The organism is Aurantimonas manganoxydans SI85-9A1 (assembly GCF_000153465.1).
GTDB lineage: Bacteria > Pseudomonadota > Alphaproteobacteria > Rhizobiales > Rhizobiaceae > Aurantimonas > Aurantimonas manganoxydans.
In genome coordinates this window covers 3,710,120-3,725,985 of sequence record NZ_CH672387.1, presented here as the reverse complement: position 1 = coordinate 3,725,985, position 15,866 = coordinate 3,710,120, and the positions used below count along the sequence as shown (strand labels likewise).

At 67.8% G+C, this 15,866-nt stretch carries 17 protein-coding genes and 1 riboswitch; of the genes, 12 read left to right on the top strand and 5 right to left on the bottom strand.

Features of this window, described 5'->3' with window-relative positions; genetic code table 11:
* Positions 1–77: 77 nt before the first annotated feature.
* Entirely contained in the window at positions 78–431 is a 354-nt protein-coding gene (rpsO, locus tag SI859A1_RS17560) for a 30S ribosomal protein S15 (RefSeq protein ID WP_276324913.1), read from the top strand.
* Between the two features lie 301 nt (positions 432–732).
* Positions 733–2,865, top strand: a complete 2,133-nt coding sequence (gene pnp, locus SI859A1_RS17555; protein WP_009211021.1) for a polyribonucleotide nucleotidyltransferase — start codon at positions 733–735, stop codon at positions 2,863–2,865.
* 104 nt (positions 2,866–2,969) lie between these two features.
* Here pnp and SI859A1_RS17550 read toward each other — a convergent pair whose 3' ends face one another.
* Positions 2,970–3,260, bottom strand: coding sequence for a hypothetical protein (locus SI859A1_RS17550; RefSeq protein ID WP_060567650.1), 291 nt, complete (start codon positions 3,258–3,260; stop codon positions 2,970–2,972).
* A 106-nt stretch (positions 3,261–3,366) separates the two neighbouring features.
* Between SI859A1_RS17550 and SI859A1_RS17545 the strand changes: the two genes are divergently transcribed.
* The 6 genes from SI859A1_RS17545 to SI859A1_RS17520 all read left to right on the top strand — a co-directional run bounded on the left by SI859A1_RS17545 (position 3,367) and on the right by SI859A1_RS17520 (position 7,901).
* On the top strand, positions 3,367–4,260 hold the full coding sequence (locus SI859A1_RS17545) for a LysR substrate-binding domain-containing protein (RefSeq protein ID WP_009211020.1): 894 nt from the start codon (positions 3,367–3,369) through the stop codon (positions 4,258–4,260).
* A gap of 125 nt (positions 4,261–4,385) precedes the next feature.
* Positions 4,386–4,898: a DUF2937 family protein gene (locus SI859A1_RS17540; protein WP_050767579.1), complete on the top strand. Its 513-nt coding sequence runs from the start codon at positions 4,386–4,388 to the stop codon at positions 4,896–4,898.
* 60 nt (positions 4,899–4,958) lie between these two features.
* A riboswitch (TPP riboswitch) is annotated at positions 4,959–5,084 on the top strand.
* A gap of 150 nt (positions 5,085–5,234) precedes the next feature.
* Positions 5,235–6,212 carry a glycine oxidase ThiO gene (thiO, locus tag SI859A1_RS17535; RefSeq protein ID WP_040326714.1) on the top strand — a complete coding sequence of 326 codons (978 nt, stop codon included), beginning with the start codon at positions 5,235–5,237 and terminating at the stop codon, positions 6,210–6,212.
* The gene (gene thiS / locus SI859A1_RS17530) at positions 6,209–6,406 is read left to right on the top strand and encodes a sulfur carrier protein ThiS (protein ID WP_040325972.1); all 198 of its coding nucleotides are present in this window, start codon (positions 6,209–6,211) and stop codon (positions 6,404–6,406) included. Before thiO ends, thiS begins: the two co-directional genes overlap by 4 nt.
* 44 nt (positions 6,407–6,450) lie before the next feature.
* Positions 6,451–7,248 (top strand): thiazole synthase, encoded by a 798-nt coding sequence (locus SI859A1_RS17525; RefSeq protein WP_040326713.1) that lies wholly within the window; start codon positions 6,451–6,453, stop codon positions 7,246–7,248.
* A gap of 44 nt (positions 7,249–7,292) precedes the next feature.
* On the top strand, positions 7,293–7,901 hold the full coding sequence (locus SI859A1_RS17520) for a thiamine phosphate synthase (protein WP_040326712.1): 609 nt from the start codon (positions 7,293–7,295) through the stop codon (positions 7,899–7,901).
* Positions 7,902–7,930: 29 nt separating this feature from the next.
* Here the strand turns inward: SI859A1_RS17520 and fabI are convergent, their stop codons facing one another.
* From fabI to fabA, 3 genes are read right to left on the bottom strand one after another with little or no spacing between them, the layout of a single operon-like run.
* Positions 7,931–8,776 carry an enoyl-ACP reductase FabI gene (gene fabI, locus SI859A1_RS17515; RefSeq protein WP_009211016.1) on the bottom strand — a complete coding sequence of 282 codons (846 nt, stop codon included), beginning with the start codon at positions 8,774–8,776 and terminating at the stop codon, positions 7,931–7,933.
* A 14-nt stretch (positions 8,777–8,790) separates the two neighbouring features.
* Positions 8,791–10,008, bottom strand: a complete 1,218-nt coding sequence (fabB, locus tag SI859A1_RS17510) for a beta-ketoacyl-ACP synthase I (protein ID WP_009211015.1) — start codon at positions 10,006–10,008, stop codon at positions 8,791–8,793.
* A gap of 37 nt (positions 10,009–10,045) precedes the next feature.
* Positions 10,046–10,576 carry a 3-hydroxyacyl-[acyl-carrier-protein] dehydratase FabA gene (gene fabA / locus SI859A1_RS17505; RefSeq protein ID WP_009211014.1) on the bottom strand — a complete coding sequence of 177 codons (531 nt, stop codon included), beginning with the start codon at positions 10,574–10,576 and terminating at the stop codon, positions 10,046–10,048.
* A 252-nt stretch (positions 10,577–10,828) separates the two neighbouring features.
* On the opposite strand from fabA, the gene SI859A1_RS17500 reads away from it, so the two are divergent.
* Together SI859A1_RS17500 and irrA are read left to right on the top strand one after the other, a co-directional pair.
* Positions 10,829–11,296, top strand: coding sequence for a hypothetical protein (locus SI859A1_RS17500; RefSeq protein ID WP_040325971.1), 468 nt, complete (start codon positions 10,829–10,831; stop codon positions 11,294–11,296).
* Positions 11,297–11,448: 152 nt separating this feature from the next.
* Positions 11,449–11,895, top strand: coding sequence for an iron response transcriptional regulator IrrA (irrA, locus tag SI859A1_RS17495; protein ID WP_009211012.1), 447 nt, complete (start codon positions 11,449–11,451; stop codon positions 11,893–11,895).
* A 112-nt stretch (positions 11,896–12,007) separates the two neighbouring features.
* Here the strand turns inward: irrA and SI859A1_RS17490 are convergent, their stop codons facing one another.
* A complete protein-coding gene (locus SI859A1_RS17490; protein WP_009211011.1) occupies positions 12,008–12,553 on the bottom strand; it encodes an SH3 domain-containing protein in 546 nt (181 codons plus the stop codon).
* Positions 12,554–12,744: 191 nt separating this feature from the next.
* Between SI859A1_RS17490 and SI859A1_RS17485 the strand changes: the two genes are divergently transcribed.
* Together SI859A1_RS17485 and SI859A1_RS17480 are read left to right on the top strand one after the other, a co-directional pair.
* Complete coding sequence (locus tag SI859A1_RS17485) at positions 12,745–13,746, top strand: 2-hydroxyacid dehydrogenase (protein ID WP_009211010.1); 1,002 nt, start codon at positions 12,745–12,747, stop codon at positions 13,744–13,746.
* A 197-nt stretch (positions 13,747–13,943) separates the two neighbouring features.
* Positions 13,944–15,770: an NAD(P)/FAD-dependent oxidoreductase gene (locus tag SI859A1_RS17480; protein ID WP_009211009.1), complete on the top strand. Its 1,827-nt coding sequence runs from the start codon at positions 13,944–13,946 to the stop codon at positions 15,768–15,770.
* Positions 15,771–15,866: the final 96 nt, after the last annotated feature.

The following is a 15,866-nucleotide window of genomic DNA, read 5'->3' as shown; positions in this document are numbered from 1 at the left end:
GAAACGGGCGTTGGCCGGTCGCGGCTAGCATTGTGGGCCGAGATCGCGTATATGCGCCGCAGCGCCGGGCGGTTTGCCTGCCCCGCGCTGTTCATGGCCCTCGCTGGACGACATCCCGGCCAGGGCGACCAACCCTCACATTTTCCAAGAAAGGGAATCCGATGTCGATTACGCTTGAGCGCAAGGCCGAGCTCATGAAGGAATACGCCACCAAGGACGGCGACACCGGTTCGCCGGAAGTCCAGGTTGCGATCCTGACCGAGCGGATCACCAACCTTACCGAGCATTTCAAGGACCACAAGAAGGACAACCACTCGCGTCGTGGCCTTCTGAAGATGGTCTCCCAGCGCCGCCGCCTCCTGGACTATCTGAAGTCCAAGGAAGAGCAGCGCTACACCACCCTGATCGGCCGTCTCGGACTGCGCCGCTAGTCAGTTTTCCGGCGGGCCGGGGGCGATACGCTTCCGGCCCGCCACTTATGCCGCTTCCCTCTAGTCGGAGGCGGTCATGCCCCGGTACCCGGCGCGCCCGCAAGGCTCGCAGGTCCGACCCTTCGAACGGTCACGGGGCAGGATTGCCGGATGCTTCCGGCGCGAATGCGGGGTCGCCCCCGCCGCGCGCCACAAGCGAAGCCTCCCGTCGTCTTGCCCGTGATGCGTTTCGGCACCGCAACGCGCGCCGCCCATGACCCCGAAAAGGCGGTTTCGGCGCGCAGGATGAAAAGGCAAGAACATGTTCGATACCCATAAGGTGGAAATCGACTGGGCGGGACGTCCGCTCACCCTCGAGACCGGCAAGATCGCCCGTCAGGCCGACGGCGCCGTGCTGGCGACCTACGGCGAGACCGTCGTTCTGGCGACCGTCGTGTCGGCCAAGCAGCCCAAGCCGGGCCTCGACTTCTTCCCGCTGACCGTGAACTACCAGGAAAAGACCTTCGCCGCCGGCAAGATCCCGGGTGGCTTCTTCAAGCGCGAAGGCCGTCCGAGCGAGAAGGAGACGCTGGTCTCCCGCCTGATCGACCGTCCGATCCGCCCGCTCTTCGCCCAGGGCTACAAGAACGAGACCCAGGTCGTCGTCACCGTCCTGCAGCATGATCTGGAGAACGATCCGGACGTGCTGGCGATGGTCGCAGCCTCGGCCGCGCTGACCCTGTCGGGCGTGCCCTTCATGGGCCCGATCGGCGGCGCACGCGTCGGCTACATCAACGGCGAGTACAAGCTGAACCCGCATGTCGACGAGATGAGCGAGTCGCAGCTCGACCTGGTCGTCGCCGGCACCGAAGGCGCCGTCCTGATGGTGGAATCGGAAGCTCACGAGCTGGCCGAGGACATCATGCTGGGCGCCGTCATGTTCGGCCACCGCGGCTTCCAGCCGGTGATCGACGCGATCATCAAGCTGGCCGAGCACGCCGCCAAGGAGCCGCGCGAGCACGTCGTCGCCGACTATTCGGCGCTCGAGGCCGAAATGCTGCAGCTGGTCGAAGGCGAGCTGCGCGACGCCTACAAGATCACCGACAAGACCCAGCGCTACACCGCCGTCGACGCGGTCAAGGCTAAGGTCACCGGCCACTTCCTGCCGGAAGGCGTCGAGGACACGAAGTACTCCAAGGAGCAGGTCGGCACCGTCTTCAAGTCGCTGCAGGCCAAGATCGTCCGCTGGAACATCCTCGACACCGGCGGCCGCATCGACGGCCGTGACCTGAAGACGGTCCGCAAGATCGTCTCGGAGGCCGGCATCCTGCCGCGCGCCCACGGTTCGGCGCTGTTCACCCGCGGCGAGACCCAGGCGCTGGTCGTCGCCACGCTCGGCACCGGCGAGGACGAGCAGTTCGTCGACGCCCTGACCGGCACCTACAAGGAGCGCTTCCTGCTCCATTACAACTTCCCTCCGTACTCGGTCGGCGAGACCGGCCGCATGGGCTCGCCCGGCCGCCGCGAGATCGGCCACGGCAAGCTGGCATGGCGCGCCCTGCGTCCGATGCTGCCGGCACCGGAGCAGTTCCCCTACACGATCCGCGCCGTCTCCGAGGTCACCGAGTCGAACGGCTCGTCCTCGATGGCGACCGTCTGCGGCACCTCGCTGGCGCTGATGGATGCGGGCGTTCCGCTGAAGCGTTCGGTGGCGGGTATCGCCATGGGCCTGATCAAGGAAGACGAGCGCTTCGCCGTGCTGTCGGACATCCTTGGTGACGAGGACCATCTCGGCGACATGGACTTCAAGGTCGCCGGTACCTCCGAGGGCATCACCTCGCTGCAGATGGACATCAAGATCCAGGGCATCACCGAGGAGATCATGCAGATCGCCCTCGACCAGGCCAAGGGCGGCCGTCTGCACATCCTGCAGGAGATGGGCCAGGCGCTGTCGGAAAGCCGCGCCGAGCTGGGCGAGTTCGCCCCGCGCATCGAGGTCATGCAGATCCCGACCGACAAGATCCGCGACGTCATCGGCGCCGGCGGCAAGATCATCCGCGAGATCGTCGAGAAGACCGGCGCCAAGATCAACATCGAGGATGACGGCACGGTGAAGATCGCATCGTCCTCCGGCAAGGAGATCGAGGCGGCCAAGAAGTGGATCCACTCGATCGTGGCCGAGCCGGAAGTCGGTGAAGTCTACGAGGGTACGGTCGTCAAGACCGTCGAGTTCGGCGCCTTCGTGAACTTCTTCGGTTCGCGTGACGGTCTCGTCCACATCTCGCAGCTCGCCGCCGATCGCGTCGCCAAGACGACCGACATCGTCAAGGAAGGCGACAAGGTCTGGGTCAAGCTGATGGGCTTCGACGAGCGCGGCAAGGTTCGCCTGTCGATGAAGGTCGTCGACCAGGAGACCGGCCAGGAGATCAAGAAGGGCGAGGAAGACGCCGCCTGATCAGGCCGTCTCTTCGCTGACAGAATGAAAGGCGCGTCCCTCGGGGCGCGCCTTTTTCGTTGGGGTAAGGGTCGCGACCTTCGGACCCGATCGGTGCCTACGCGTCAGGCGGACCGCCGGTTCCGCTGCCGCGACGAACGCTCCTGCAGCCGGGCGATTGCCTGAAGCGCGTCGACGGCGAGCGGCAGCCGCGCAACCTCCTCGACCTGAGGGCGGGTCAGGCCGGTGACATCTTCCAGAATATGGTCGTCGACGCGCAGCAGGGTGTTGAAGGCGTCGCGGCAAAGCCGCTGCCGGCGCTTCTTCACCGTCCAGGAATGCAGCCAGCCGACGAGGCCGGGTTGATGTGCGTCGTTGTGCTGGATGGTCTGGGGCAGGGCCGAATGATGCAGCATGAGAACCTCCAATTGCCGATAGGCGAAATGTGAGGGTTTCTCATTGATGAGACAAACGAGAAGGAGTAAGCCTAGCGGCAAGTTTCGCTAACAGGAGGCTCCGCCTGTGCTGACGCCCACTCTGCCCAATCTCGACATGGACCTCGCCCGCACGATGGTGGCGATTGCCGACACCGGCAATTTCTCGCGCGCCGCCGAGCGGGTGCATCGCAGCGCGTCGGCGATCAGCCTTCAGGTGAAGAAGCTGGAAGACATGGTCGGCCGCGACCTGTTCCGCCGCGACGCCCGCAGCGTGGCGCTGACCGCCGATGGCGAGATTTTCCTCGGCTATGCCCGACGCCTCTTGAAGCTGAACGACGAAGCCTTCTCGCGCTTCCTGTCGCCCTGCTGCGAGGGCAGCGTGCGGCTGGGCGTGCCCAATGACAACGGCGTGGTCGCCATGCCGGAAATCCTCCGGCGCTTCGCCCGGACCCATCCCAAGGTCGAGGTGGAGGTGCGGCTGGATCGCACCGAGGAATTGCGGCGGCGCTGCTGGTCCGGGGAGCTCGATCTCGCCATCTACAGTCACGACGAACGCCTCGACGGGCCGGATTACATCCATTCCGAGCCGCTGGTCTGGGTGGGGGCGCGTGGCGGCCTCGCCGTCGCCGAAACGCCGCTGCCGCTCGCCCTCGCCGATGCCGGCTGCGCCTGGCGCGGCATGGCGCTGGCGGCGCTGGACGTCCGCGATATCGACTATCGCGTCGCCTATACCAGCGAGTTCTGCACCGGCCAGCTTGCGGCCGTCGCCGCCGATCTGGCCATCGCGCCGCTGCCGATCAGCGTCGTGTCGGATGACATCGTGCAGCTGGGCGCCGAGCGTGGCCTGCCACCGCTGGGCAATTACCGCATGACGCTGGCCCGCCGCGACGGCGCCGGTCCGGTCGCCGATGCACTGGCCGCCCATGTGACCGCCAGCTTCTGCGCCATCGCCGAACGCGGCACCCGGTTGTTCGCCTGACGGGCGCGGGGACTGTTATGATCAGGCCGCAGGCGTATCGTGGCCGGGGGCGCGTCGTCTGACGCGGGGCCGGCGGTCGTTCTGCGCAACCGGCGCGCCGGGGGGCCTTGAGGGAGGATGAGGGAATGCCGGGGCTGATCATCCGCGTCATGGCGGCGCTGTTTCTCGGGCTTGTCTCCAGCCAGTCGCTGGAATTCACCCAGCAATATCTCCAGCGCCTCGGCGGCGCCGTCGACGAATTGCGCAAGGTCGTGGAGCGTTTCGACGCCAGCGCGGCGTCCTCCGACCTGTCGCGCAGCGAGGCGGTGGCGCGGTTGCGCGAGAACCGCGACGCTTTCGTCGCGCGCCAGGGCGCGGATGCCGAGCAGACCATCGCCCGCTATGACGCGGTCGAGCGGCGCTATCGCAGCGTCGCCGAATCGGCGCCCCTGTTCCGGCCCTTCGTCGCGGTGGGCGATCCGGACTGGGAGATCGCCGAGCGCGCCGCCGCCGACTATCGCCCGGCCCTGCCGATCACCGTCGAGGGGCTGCTCCTGGCAGTCGCGGGTTTCGCCCTCGGCTGGGCGATCGGAGCCGGCGGCCATGGCGCTGCGCGCATGCGCCGGCGTCGCCGCGAGGGTCGGCTGGCGTCAAGCTGAGCCGGCGACCGCGATCTTGGCGCGGCGGCGTTGACAGCGCCGCCCGGGAGGCACAGATTCCGTCCATCCAAGGGGAGTTCCGGCAGGGAACTGAGAGGCCATCGGCCGCCGAAAGGCGTGAGCGCGTGGCGACCCTTCGAACCTGATCCGGTTGAGACCGGCGGAGGGATGGAATGCGGTGGCCCCTGGCCGGCGGTTTGCCGCAGGCGAGCGCCGCGCCGCCGATCTTTCCCCTGCCCACCAGCCGGATCTCCGAGACGCGTCGAGGAGGATCGAGACAATGGCCGACCGGGTCGCCTGTTTGCACGACGCTTGCCGCACAAGCGGGGCCTGACCATGCGGGTGGCCGTCATCGGGGCCGGCGTTGCCGGGCTCGTCACTGCGCTGGAACTCGCCGCACGAGGCGCCGATGTCGCGCTGTACGAGGCCGCACCCGAGCTGGGTCTTGCCGCCGCGTCGTGGCTGGCCGGCGGCATGCTGGCGCCGCGCTGCGAGGCCGAGAGTGCCGATCCGGCCATCGTCGTGCCGGGGCTGGCGGGAATCGACTGGTGGTCGGGCCACGTGCCGGACGTCGCGCGCCACGGCACGCTGGTGCTGGCACCCTGGCGTGACCGCGCGGACCTTGCCCGCTTCGCCCGCCGCACGCGCGGGCACGAGCGGCTCGATGCGGACCGGATCGCCACGCTGGAGCCCGATCTCGCCGGCCGCTTCGCCGAGGGCCTGTTCTTTGCCGAGGAAGCCCATCTCGATCCGCGCCGCACGCTGGAGGCGCTGGCGGAACGGCTGCGCGAACGCGGCGTCGCGCTGCATTTCGGCAGCCGCGTCGCGCCCGCCGATCTCGACCATGATCGCATCGTCGATGCGCGCGGCATCGCGGCGCGACCGGAGCTGCCGCGGCTGCGGGCGGTGCGCGGCGAGATGGTGCTGCTGCGCACGCGCGAGGTCTCGCTGTCGCGGCCGGTGCGGCTCCTGCATCCGCGCTCGCCGATCTATGTCGTGCCGCGCGCCGACGGCCTGTTCATGGTGGGCGCGACCATGCTGGAAAGCGACGACGATCGCGGCATCACACTGCGCGGCACCGTCGAGCTGCTGAACGCCGCCTATGCGCTGCATCCCGCATTCGCCGAGGCCGAGCTGGTGGAGACCGGCGCCGGCCTGCGGCCCTCCTATGCCGACAATCTGCCACGGGTGACGCGCAACGGCCGGGTCGTCAGCCTGAACGGGCTGTACCGCCACGGCTTCCTGCTGTCGCCGGCCATGGCGGCGGAGGCCGCCGCCGAAATCTTCGCAGAGACGCTGAAGGACGCATCATGAGAATTTCCGTCAATGGCGAGGAGCGCAGCGTCGAGGCCGCCACCCTCGACCGGGCGCTCGTCGAACTGGGCTATGACGGCGCCGTGGTCGCCACGGCGCTGAACCGCGACTTCGTGCCGAAGACCGAACGCGGGACGGTGCGCCTTGCCGAGGGCGACGCCATCGAGATCATCGCCCCGATGAAGGGAGGCTGAGCATGGACACGATCGACACCGACACGGCGCGCGCCGTGACCGGCATGGACATCTATGGCCGCCGCATCGCCTCGCGGCTGATGCTCGGCACCTCGCTCTATCCCTCGCCGCAAATGATGACCGACGCGATCAATGCGTCCGGGGCCGGTATCGTCACCGTTTCGCTGCGGCGCGAATCCGGCGAGGCGCGGGCGGGGCAAGCCTTCTGGGAGCTGATCCGGGGTCTCGGCCTCGACATCCTGCCCAACACGGCGGGCTGTCACTCGGCCCGCGAGGCGGTGACGACGGCGCAGATGGCCCGCGAGATCTTCGGCACCGACTGGGTCAAGCTGGAGGTGGTGCGCGACGCCGAGACGCTGCAGCCCGACGTGTTCGGGCTGGTGGAGGCGGCGCGCACCCTGACCGGCGAGGGCTTCAAGGTGCTGCCCTATACGGTGGAGGATCTGTCGGTCGCCGACCGGCTGGTCGAGGCCGGCTGCCGGGTGCTGATGCCCTGGGGCGCGCCGATCGGCTCGGGGCTCGGGCTGAACAATCGCTACGGCCTGCGCCAGCTCAGGGCGCATTTTCCCGAGGTGACGCTGGTCGTCGATGCCGGGCTCGGCCTGCCGTCGCAGGCGGCCGCCGCCATGGAGCTCGGCTATGACGGCGTGCTCCTGAACACGGCGGTCGCGAAGGCCGGCGACCCGGTGGCGATGGCGCGGGGCTTTGCGCTGGCGGTCGAGGCCGGGCGGCTGGCCTTCGAGGCGGACCCGATGGCGCCGCGCGACATGGCCGCGCCTTCGACCCCGATGCTGGGGCAGGCGATGCTTGGCGATGTCGGCGGACCGGGAGAATTGCGATGAGCCAGGCTGGGGAGCGCGGGGTCGCGGAGCGGCCGGGGAAGGAGCTGCGGCTCGATCCGTTCTATCTGATCGTCGACGATGCCGAGATGGCCGAGCGGCTGGTGCCGGTCGGGGTGAAGCTCCTGCAATTGCGCGCCAAGGACATGGATGCGGCGAGGCTGCGCCGGGAGATCCGCCGCACGCGCGATGTCTGCGCCGCCCATGGCTGCCTGCTGGTGATCAACGATTTCTGGCGGCTGGCGATCGAGGAGGGCTGCGATGTCGTCCATCTGGGACAGGAGGACCTGGCCGAGGCGGACTGCGCTGCGATCCGGGCCGCCGGCCTGAAGCTCGGCGTCAGCACCCATGACAGTGCCGAGCTCGCCGTGGCGCTGGCCGCCGACCCGGATTACGTGGCGCTGGGGCCGGTCTGGCAGACCAAGCTGAAGGTGATGAAATGGGCGCCGCAGACGCCCGAGCGTCTCGGCGTCTGGCGCCAGCGCATCGGCGATCTGCCGCTGGTGGCGATCGGCGGCATTACCGTGGAGCGGCTGCCGCAGGTCTTCGCGCAAGGGGCCGACAGCGCCGCGGTGGTCACCGACGTGACCCGGGCCGCGGACCCGGAAGCGCGGGCGCGGGAATGGCTCGCGGCGACCGCGCCCTACCGGCGATAGTGGTTTTAAGGCTGTGAGGGGGAGGGCGGCTACTTGCCGCCGCTCTCGTCCTCGCCCTCGACGACCGCCTTGCGGTGTTCCTGGGCCTTCAGTTCCTCGAGCGAGGGCATCGACATGATGTTGTAGCCCGAATCCACATAGTGGATCTCGCCGGTGACGCCGTTGGACAGCTCCGACATCAGGTAGAGCACCGCGCCGCCGACTTCCTCGATCGAGGTGTTGCGGCGCATCGGCGCGTTGCGGCGCTGGAAGTTGAACATCAGCCGGGCATCGGAGACGCCGGCGCCCGCCAGCGTGCGCACCGGTCCGGCCGAGACGCTGTTCACCCGGATGTTGCGCGGCCCGAAATCGGCGGCGAGATAGCGCACCGAGGCTTCGAGCGCGGCCTTGGCGACGCCCATGACGTTGTAGTTCGGCATGACCCGCACAGCGCCGCCGTAGCTCATGGTCACCATCGAGCCGCCATTGGTCATGATCTCCGCGGCGCGCTTCGCCACCTCCGTGAAGGAGAAGCAGGAGATCAGCATGGTGCGGGTGAAGTTCTCCCGCGTCGTGTCGGCGTAGAGGCCCTGGAGTTCGCTCTTGTCGGAGAACGCGATGGCGTGGAGGACGAAGTCGATCGTGCCCCATTCCTCCTTCAGCGTCGCGAAGACCTGGTCGAGCGATTCGGTGTCCTCGACGTCGCAGGGGATGACGAGCTTGCTGCCGATCTCCTCGGCGAGCGGGCGCACGCGCCGTCCGAAGGCCTCGCCCTGATAGGTCAGCGCGATCTCCGCGCCCTGCGCCGCCAGCGCCTTGGCGGCGCCCCATGCGATGGAATTGTGGTTCGCGACGCCCATGATGAGCCCGCGTTTGCCTTTCATCAGATCGGTCATGTGCCCTCCAAACCTCAGTCCGTCACGCGTTGGAAGGCGAGGCAGGCATTGGTGCCGCCGAAGCCGAAGGAATTCGACAGGACCCTGTCGATCTTCGCATTGTCGACCCGCTCGCGCAGGATCGGCATGCCCTCGAACTCGGGATCGAGTTCGTCGATATGGGCGCTCTTGGCGAGGAAGCCGTGCTTCATCATCAAAAGCGAGTAGATCGCCTCGTGGACGCCGGTGGCGCCCTGGCTGTGGCCGGTCAGCGACTTGGTGCCGGAGATCGGCGGGATGTTGTCGCCGAAGACCTCGCGGATCGCCTGGACCTCCATGCGGTCGCCGACCGGGGTCGAGGTGGCATGGGGGTTGATGTAGTCGATCGGGCCGTCGAGATGGTCGATCGCCTGGCGCATGCAGCGCACCGCGCCTTCGCCGGACGGGGCGACCATGTCGGCGCCGTCGGAGGTGGCGCCATAGCCGACCAGCTCGGCGACGATGTTGGCGCCGCGTGCCTTGGCCCGCTCGTATTCCTCCAGCACCAGGACACCGGCGCCGCCGGCGATGACGAAGCCGTCGCGGGCGTTGTCATAGGCGCGCGAGGCGATCTCCGGGCGGTCGTTGAAGTCCGAGGACAGGGCGCCCATCGCGTCGAACAGCACCGACAGGGTCCAGTGCAGATCCTCGCAGCCGCCGGCGAACATCACATCCTGCTTGCCCATCTGGATGGTCTCGTAGGCATTGCCGATGCAATGGCTCGAGGTCGAGCAGGCCGACGAGATCGAGTAGTTGACGCCCTTGATCTTGAACCAGGTGGCCAGCGTCGCCGAGGCGGTCGAGGACATCGCCTTCGGCACGGCCGTCGGTCCGATGCGCTTCGGGCCCTTTTCGCGGGCGGTCTCGGCCGCCTGGACGATGGTCTGGGTCGAGGCGCCGCCCGAGCCCATGATGATGCCGGTGCGCTCGTTGGAGATGTCGGCGGCCTCGAGGCCCGCATCGGCGATCGCCTGGTCCATGGCGATGTGGTTCCAGGCGGTGCCGCCGCCATGGAAGCGCATGGCACGCCGGTCGAGAACGGTGGTGGGGTCCAGCGTCGGCTTGCCGTGGACGTGGCTGCGGAACCCCAGTTCCTTGTATTCCTCGGCAAAGCTGATGCCCGAACGCGCATCCCTGAGAGAGGCGGTCACCTCGTCGACATTGTTGCCGATCGAGGACACGATCCCCATACCCGTCACGACGACCCGCTTCATCGTCCGCTCCTTCCAGATTCCAGGATCCGCGCCGTCATCAGACGGCGGCCTGAGCCGCTTCCTCGTCGCTGAACAGGCCGACGCGCAGATCGCTGGCCTTGTAGATGACCTCGCCATCGGCCTTCATCCAGCCATTGGCGATGCCCAGCTTCAGGCGCGAGCGCATCACGCGGCGGAACTCCACGCCGTATTCGACCAGCTTGACCTTCGGCGTCACCTGGCCGCTGAACTTGACCTCGCCGACGCCGAGCGCCCGACCACGGCCGGGTTCGCCCAGCCAGCCGAGATAGAAGCCGGTGAGCTGCCACAGCGCATCGAGCCCGAGGCAGCCCGGCATCACCGGATCGCCTTCGAAATGGCAGTCGAAGAACCACAGGTCCGGGTTCACGTCGAACTCGGCCCGGATGATGCCCTTGCCGTTCTCGCCGCCCGTCTCGTTGACCTCGGTGATGCGGTTGAACATCAGCATCGGCGGCAGCGGCAATTGCGCATTGCCGGCGCCGAACAACTGGCCATGACCGCAGGCGATGAGGTCGTCGTAATCGTAGGAGGTCTTCTTCGTCGCCATGATCGCTTGTGTCCGCCCTGTTCTCCCGACCCTGCCATGGGCCCTTGTCGGCTGCGCCCATACCACGCCACCCGCACAGGTGAAACCGTTTGGCTGGGCCCGGCGTATCCGGCGCGCCAGGATGGCGGCCGGCCAACGCCGTCCTCGCCAGCCTATCTGTGGTACATGGCGCCCGATTTCGATAGCACCGGGCGAAGGAAGCCGCGTCAGCGCGCGGCATGACCGCCGCCCTCGACAGGATGCAACACTGCCGTGACCGACCTTTTCATCCCTTCGCGCCGCAGCGCTCTTGCCCTGTGGGCCGGCGCCGCGCTGCTGCTCGCCGCGACAGCGCCGGCCCTTGGCCAGTCCTGGCGCAGCGACGGCGCTGTCGCAGGCTTCACGGCGGGGTCGTGCTTCACCGGGCTGACATTCCGCTGCGCGAGTGCCGGCCGCGTGACGGTGAGTTTTTCCGGCTTCCCGGGACGGCTGCAGGCGGGCCAGGCCCATACGGTGGTGGCGACGGTCGACGACACGGCCTTCGTGCTGGAGGCAATCGCCCGCGACGCCGGCAGCGGCTCGATTCTGATGGCCGAGGGCACGCTGGCGGCCCGCGCCGGTTTCATCGAGGCCCTGCGCAAGGGCCGCAGCGTCGAGGTGGCGGGGCCGGTCGGGCGCTACAGCCTGCCGCTGACAGGGTCGGGCGACGCGCTGGCCGCCTTTACGCAGGGCTGCGGCTAGGCCCTTCCATCAACCGTGATGCTGGGTTCTGCGGGGCGGCATTTGTGACCGCAATGCCGATGACGTATATTGCGGTCGTGCAGGCCCTTCGGTAAGCCTGCGAGGACATTCGCATATTCTTCGCACAAACAAGAGACTGGTGGCATTCAGCAATGGAAAACCGGACGCGCGCCCAGAGCTTCTGTGTATTCGAGCGCCTTCGCTCGGTGGGTCTGCGCCCGACGCGGCAGCGGGTGGCCCTGTGCAACCTGATGTTCGGCGCCGGCGACCGCCATCTCTCGGCCGAGGAACTGCACGAGGAAGCCCACAAGGCCGGTGATCCCGTCTCGCTGGCGACCGTGTACAACACGCTGCACCAGTTCACCGATGCGGGTCTCGTGCGGCCGCTCTCGGCGGAGGGCCAGCGCACCTATTTCGACACCAACACCTCCGATCATCATCACTTCTTCGTCGAGGACGACAATTCGATGATCGATATTCCCGATGGCGGGCTGCGGCTCGACCGGCTGCCGGAGGCGCCGGAGGGCATGGAGATCGTCAATGTCGACGTGGTGGTGCGCCTGCGCCGCAAGAAGGCGCTGGACCAGGCCGCCGAATAGGCGCCGACCACCTTCCAGCATGTCTCAAGACAAAAGCCCGGATCGTGGCGGCGATCCGGGCTTTCGCATGTCCGGCGCAGGCTTTGACCGGCGCCGGTGAGAGCGGACGCGGCTACTCGAAGCGCTCGTCCGGATAGACGCCCCAGATCTCCTGCTGGCGAACATAGCCGTCGCGGTCGGCGACCTTGAGTTCGCACCAGCCGGCCGTGCAGGTCTTCACGCCCGCGACGACGCCCGGCTCGATCCGCGCCACCAGCGGCGCATCGGTCGCGGGGCTGTTGTGGATGTCGATCATCGTCGCCTTGCCGCGCAGCCACGGGGCGGCGATCGAGGTGCGGTCGCCGGACAGGAGCGAGTGATAGACCCAGCCCTCGGTGCCCTCGGAATCGCGGATGCGGCGCCACAGCTCGTATTCCTGGATGACCTCCACCGGCAGGCCTTCCTTGAGATACAGCCAGGTCACCGGATAGTCGCGCCCCGGTCCGATCCGCAGGTTCACGCGGCTGGCCTTCAGGCTGACATAGCGCGGCAGCGGCAGCTTGGAGACCGGCCCAACCTCGACGGCATGGGCGGCGGGCAGGGGGGCTGCGCCGGTGAAGAGCACGGCGGCGCCGGCGAGCGCCAGCAGCGGACGGCGAAAACGGGCGAAGAACGGCATCGCAAACTCCAGACGACAAGATGCACGGGGCGCGCGGTCAGGCGGCGCCGGGGTCTTCCAGCGGCCGGGACCCCGGCAGGCGCAGCGCTTTGTTTTCAGCTGCCGCCTTGCTAGGGAGGGCCCTCGGCTCCGGGGTCGAATGATCGTTCGTTTCGGTTAATATCGTCTTGATTTGGGGAGGAGCGCGGCCGATGGCGTCACGCGAAAAGCCGCTTGTGATCGTCACCCGCAAATTGCCGGCGCCGATCGAAAGGCGCATGGCCGAGCTGTTCGACGTGCGGTTCAACGAGACCGACCGTCCGATGGAGCAGCCGGCCCTCGTCGCCGCCGTGCGCGAGGCCGACGTCCTGGTGCCGACGGTCACCGACCGCATCGACCGGGCGGTGATCGAGCAGGCCGGCCCGCGGCTGAAGATGATCGCCAATTACGGCAACGGCGTCGACAATATCGACATCCAGGCGGCGCTGAACCGCAATCTCCTCGTCACCAACACGCCCAACGTCCTCAACGAGGACACCGCCGACATGACCATGGCGCTGATCCTGGCGGTGCCGCGGCGGCTGGTGGAAGGCGGCACGCGGCTCCTGGGCGACGAGAAATGGCCGGGCTGGTCGCCGACATGGATGCTGGGAAGCCGCATCTGGGGCAAGAAGCTCGGCATCCTCGGCATGGGCCGGATCGGCACTGCCGTCGCCCGGCGGGCCAAGGCCTTCGGGCTGGAGATCCACTACCACAATCGCGGTCGGGTCAGCCCCAGGACCGAGGCCGAGTTCGGCGCCACCTACTGGGAGAGCCTCGACCAGATGCTGGCCCGCATGGACATCATCTCGGTCAACTGCCCCTACACGCCGGCGACCTATCACCTCCTGTCGGCGCGGCGGCTGGCGCTGATCCAGCCGCATGCCTTCATCGTCAACACCGCCCGCGGCGAGATCATCGACGAAAAGGCGCTGGTGAAGCTGATCGAGCAGGAGCGCATCGCCGGCGCCGGGCTCGACGTCTTCGAGGAAGAGCCGGCCGTCGATCGCAAACTGATGAAGCTGGCCCGCGACAACAAGGTCGTGCTGCTGCCCCATATGGGATCGGCCACCATCGAGGCGCGCATCGAGATGGGCGAGAAGGTGATCATCAACATCCGCACGCTGATGGACGGCCACCGCCCGCCGGACCGCATCCTGCCCGGCCAGATCTGACGGCAACCGGCCGCATCGCGCACGGTCGTCCTTCGTAAGACAGAGCCGCGATCGCTTCCATGTCCCGGTGATATGGGGAGCGCGAAAGCGGATGGGGATCGGCTGCTTTTGCTGCGCCTGCGTTTCGCAGCCGCATGATGGACAAGCTGCGGTCGCGCGGCAATCCTCTCCTCGAGCACCGCGCAAGGGGAGGAACCATGAGCGAGACCATCGAACGGCAGGTGGCGGCCGAGCCGAGCGCTGCTCGTGCCGCCGCCGACGGCTGGCTGTCGGCTTTCGAGACGGCCCTGTCGGCCGGCGCCATCGACGCCGCCGCCGAGCTGTTCGCCGAAACCAGCTTCTGGCGCGACCTCGTCACCTTCACCTGGAACATCAAGACGGTGGAGGGGCCGGCGGGCGTGCGCGACATGCTGGCCGCGCAGCTGGGTGCCACCGGTCCGCGCGGCTTCACCCTGTCGGAGGAACCGGCCGAGGACGGTGGCGTCACCACCGCCTGGTTCGTCTTCGAGACCGAGTTCGCTCGCGGCGAGGGCGTCTTGCGGCTGAAGGACGGCAAGGCCTGGACGCTGCTGACCGCGATGACCGAGCTGAAGGGCTTCGAGGAACCGTCCCACGAGCGCCGCCCGGCCGGCGCCGAGCACGGGGCGGCGAAGAACCGCAAGAGCTGGCTGGAAAAGCGCGAGGAGGAAGCACGCACGCTGGGCTACGAGACCCAGCCCTATGCGCTGATCGTCGGCGGCGGCCAGGGCGGCATCGCGCTGGGCGCGCGGCTGCGCCAGCTCGGCGTGCCGACCATCATCATCGAGAAGAACGACCGGCCCGGCGACAGCTGGCGCAAGCGCTACAAGTCGCTCTGCCTCCACGATCCAGTCTGGTACGACCACCTGCCCTACATCGACTTTCCGAAGAACTGGCCGGTCTTCGCGCCCAAGGACAAGATCGGCGACTGGCTGGAAATGTACACCAAGGTCATGGAGCTCAATTACTGGGCGAAGACCACGGCCAAGAGCGCTCGCTACGATGCGGCGAAGGGGGAGTGGGAAGTGGTCGTCGACCGCGACGGCGAGGAAGTGACGCTGCGGCCCAGGCAGCTGATCATGGCGACCGGCATGTCGGGCAAGGCGAACATGCCGAAGTTCAAGGGCATGGAGCGGTTTCGCGGCGAGCAGCAGCATTCCTCGCAGCATCCGGGCCCGGACGCCTACAAGGACCGCAAGGTCGTCGTCATCGGCTCCAACAATTCGGCCCACGACATCTGTGCCGCCCTGTGGGAGGCCGGCGCCGACGTCACCATGGTGCAGCGCTCGACCACCCATATCGTGCGCTCCGACCCGCTGATGGAGCATGGCCTGGGGGCGCTCTATTCCGAACAGGCGGTGGCCAGCGGCATCACCACCCACAAGGCGGACATGATCTTCGCCTCGCTGCCCTACCGGATCCTGCACGAATTCCAGATCCCCATCTACGACAAGATCCGCGAGGTCGATGCCGACTTCTACCGCGACCTGGAGAAGGCCGGGTTCCAGCTCGATTTCGGCGCCGACGAATCCGGCCTGTTCATGAAATATCTGCGCCGCGGTTCGGGCTATTACATCGATGTCGGCGCCTCGCAGCTGATCATCGACGGCAAGATCAAGCTGAAGGCCGGGCAGGTGGAGGAGATCACCGAGACCGGCGTGAAGCTCGACGACGGCACCGAGCTGCCGGCCGACCTCATCGTCTATGCCACCGGCTACGGCTCGATGAACGGCTGGGCCGCCGACCTGATCAGCCAGGAGGTGGCCGACAAGGTCGGCAAGGTCTGGGGCCTGGGCTCAGACACGCCCAAGGACCCGGGGCCCTGGGAGGGCGAGCAGCGCAACATGTGGAAGCCGACCCGGGTGGACAACCTCTGGTTCCACGGCGGCAATCTGCACCAGTCGCGGCACTATTCGCTGTATCTGGCGCTGCAGATCAAGGCCCGGAAGGAAGGCATCCCGACGCCGGTCTACGGGCTGCAGGAGGTGCACCATCTCGGTCGCTGACCGCAGCCCGACGCGCGGGACGTGACCAACAGAAGGAACGCTTAACCCTCCCTTGGTGGCGGCGGCGACGCATCGAACCTTTTCGGCAGATGCGCG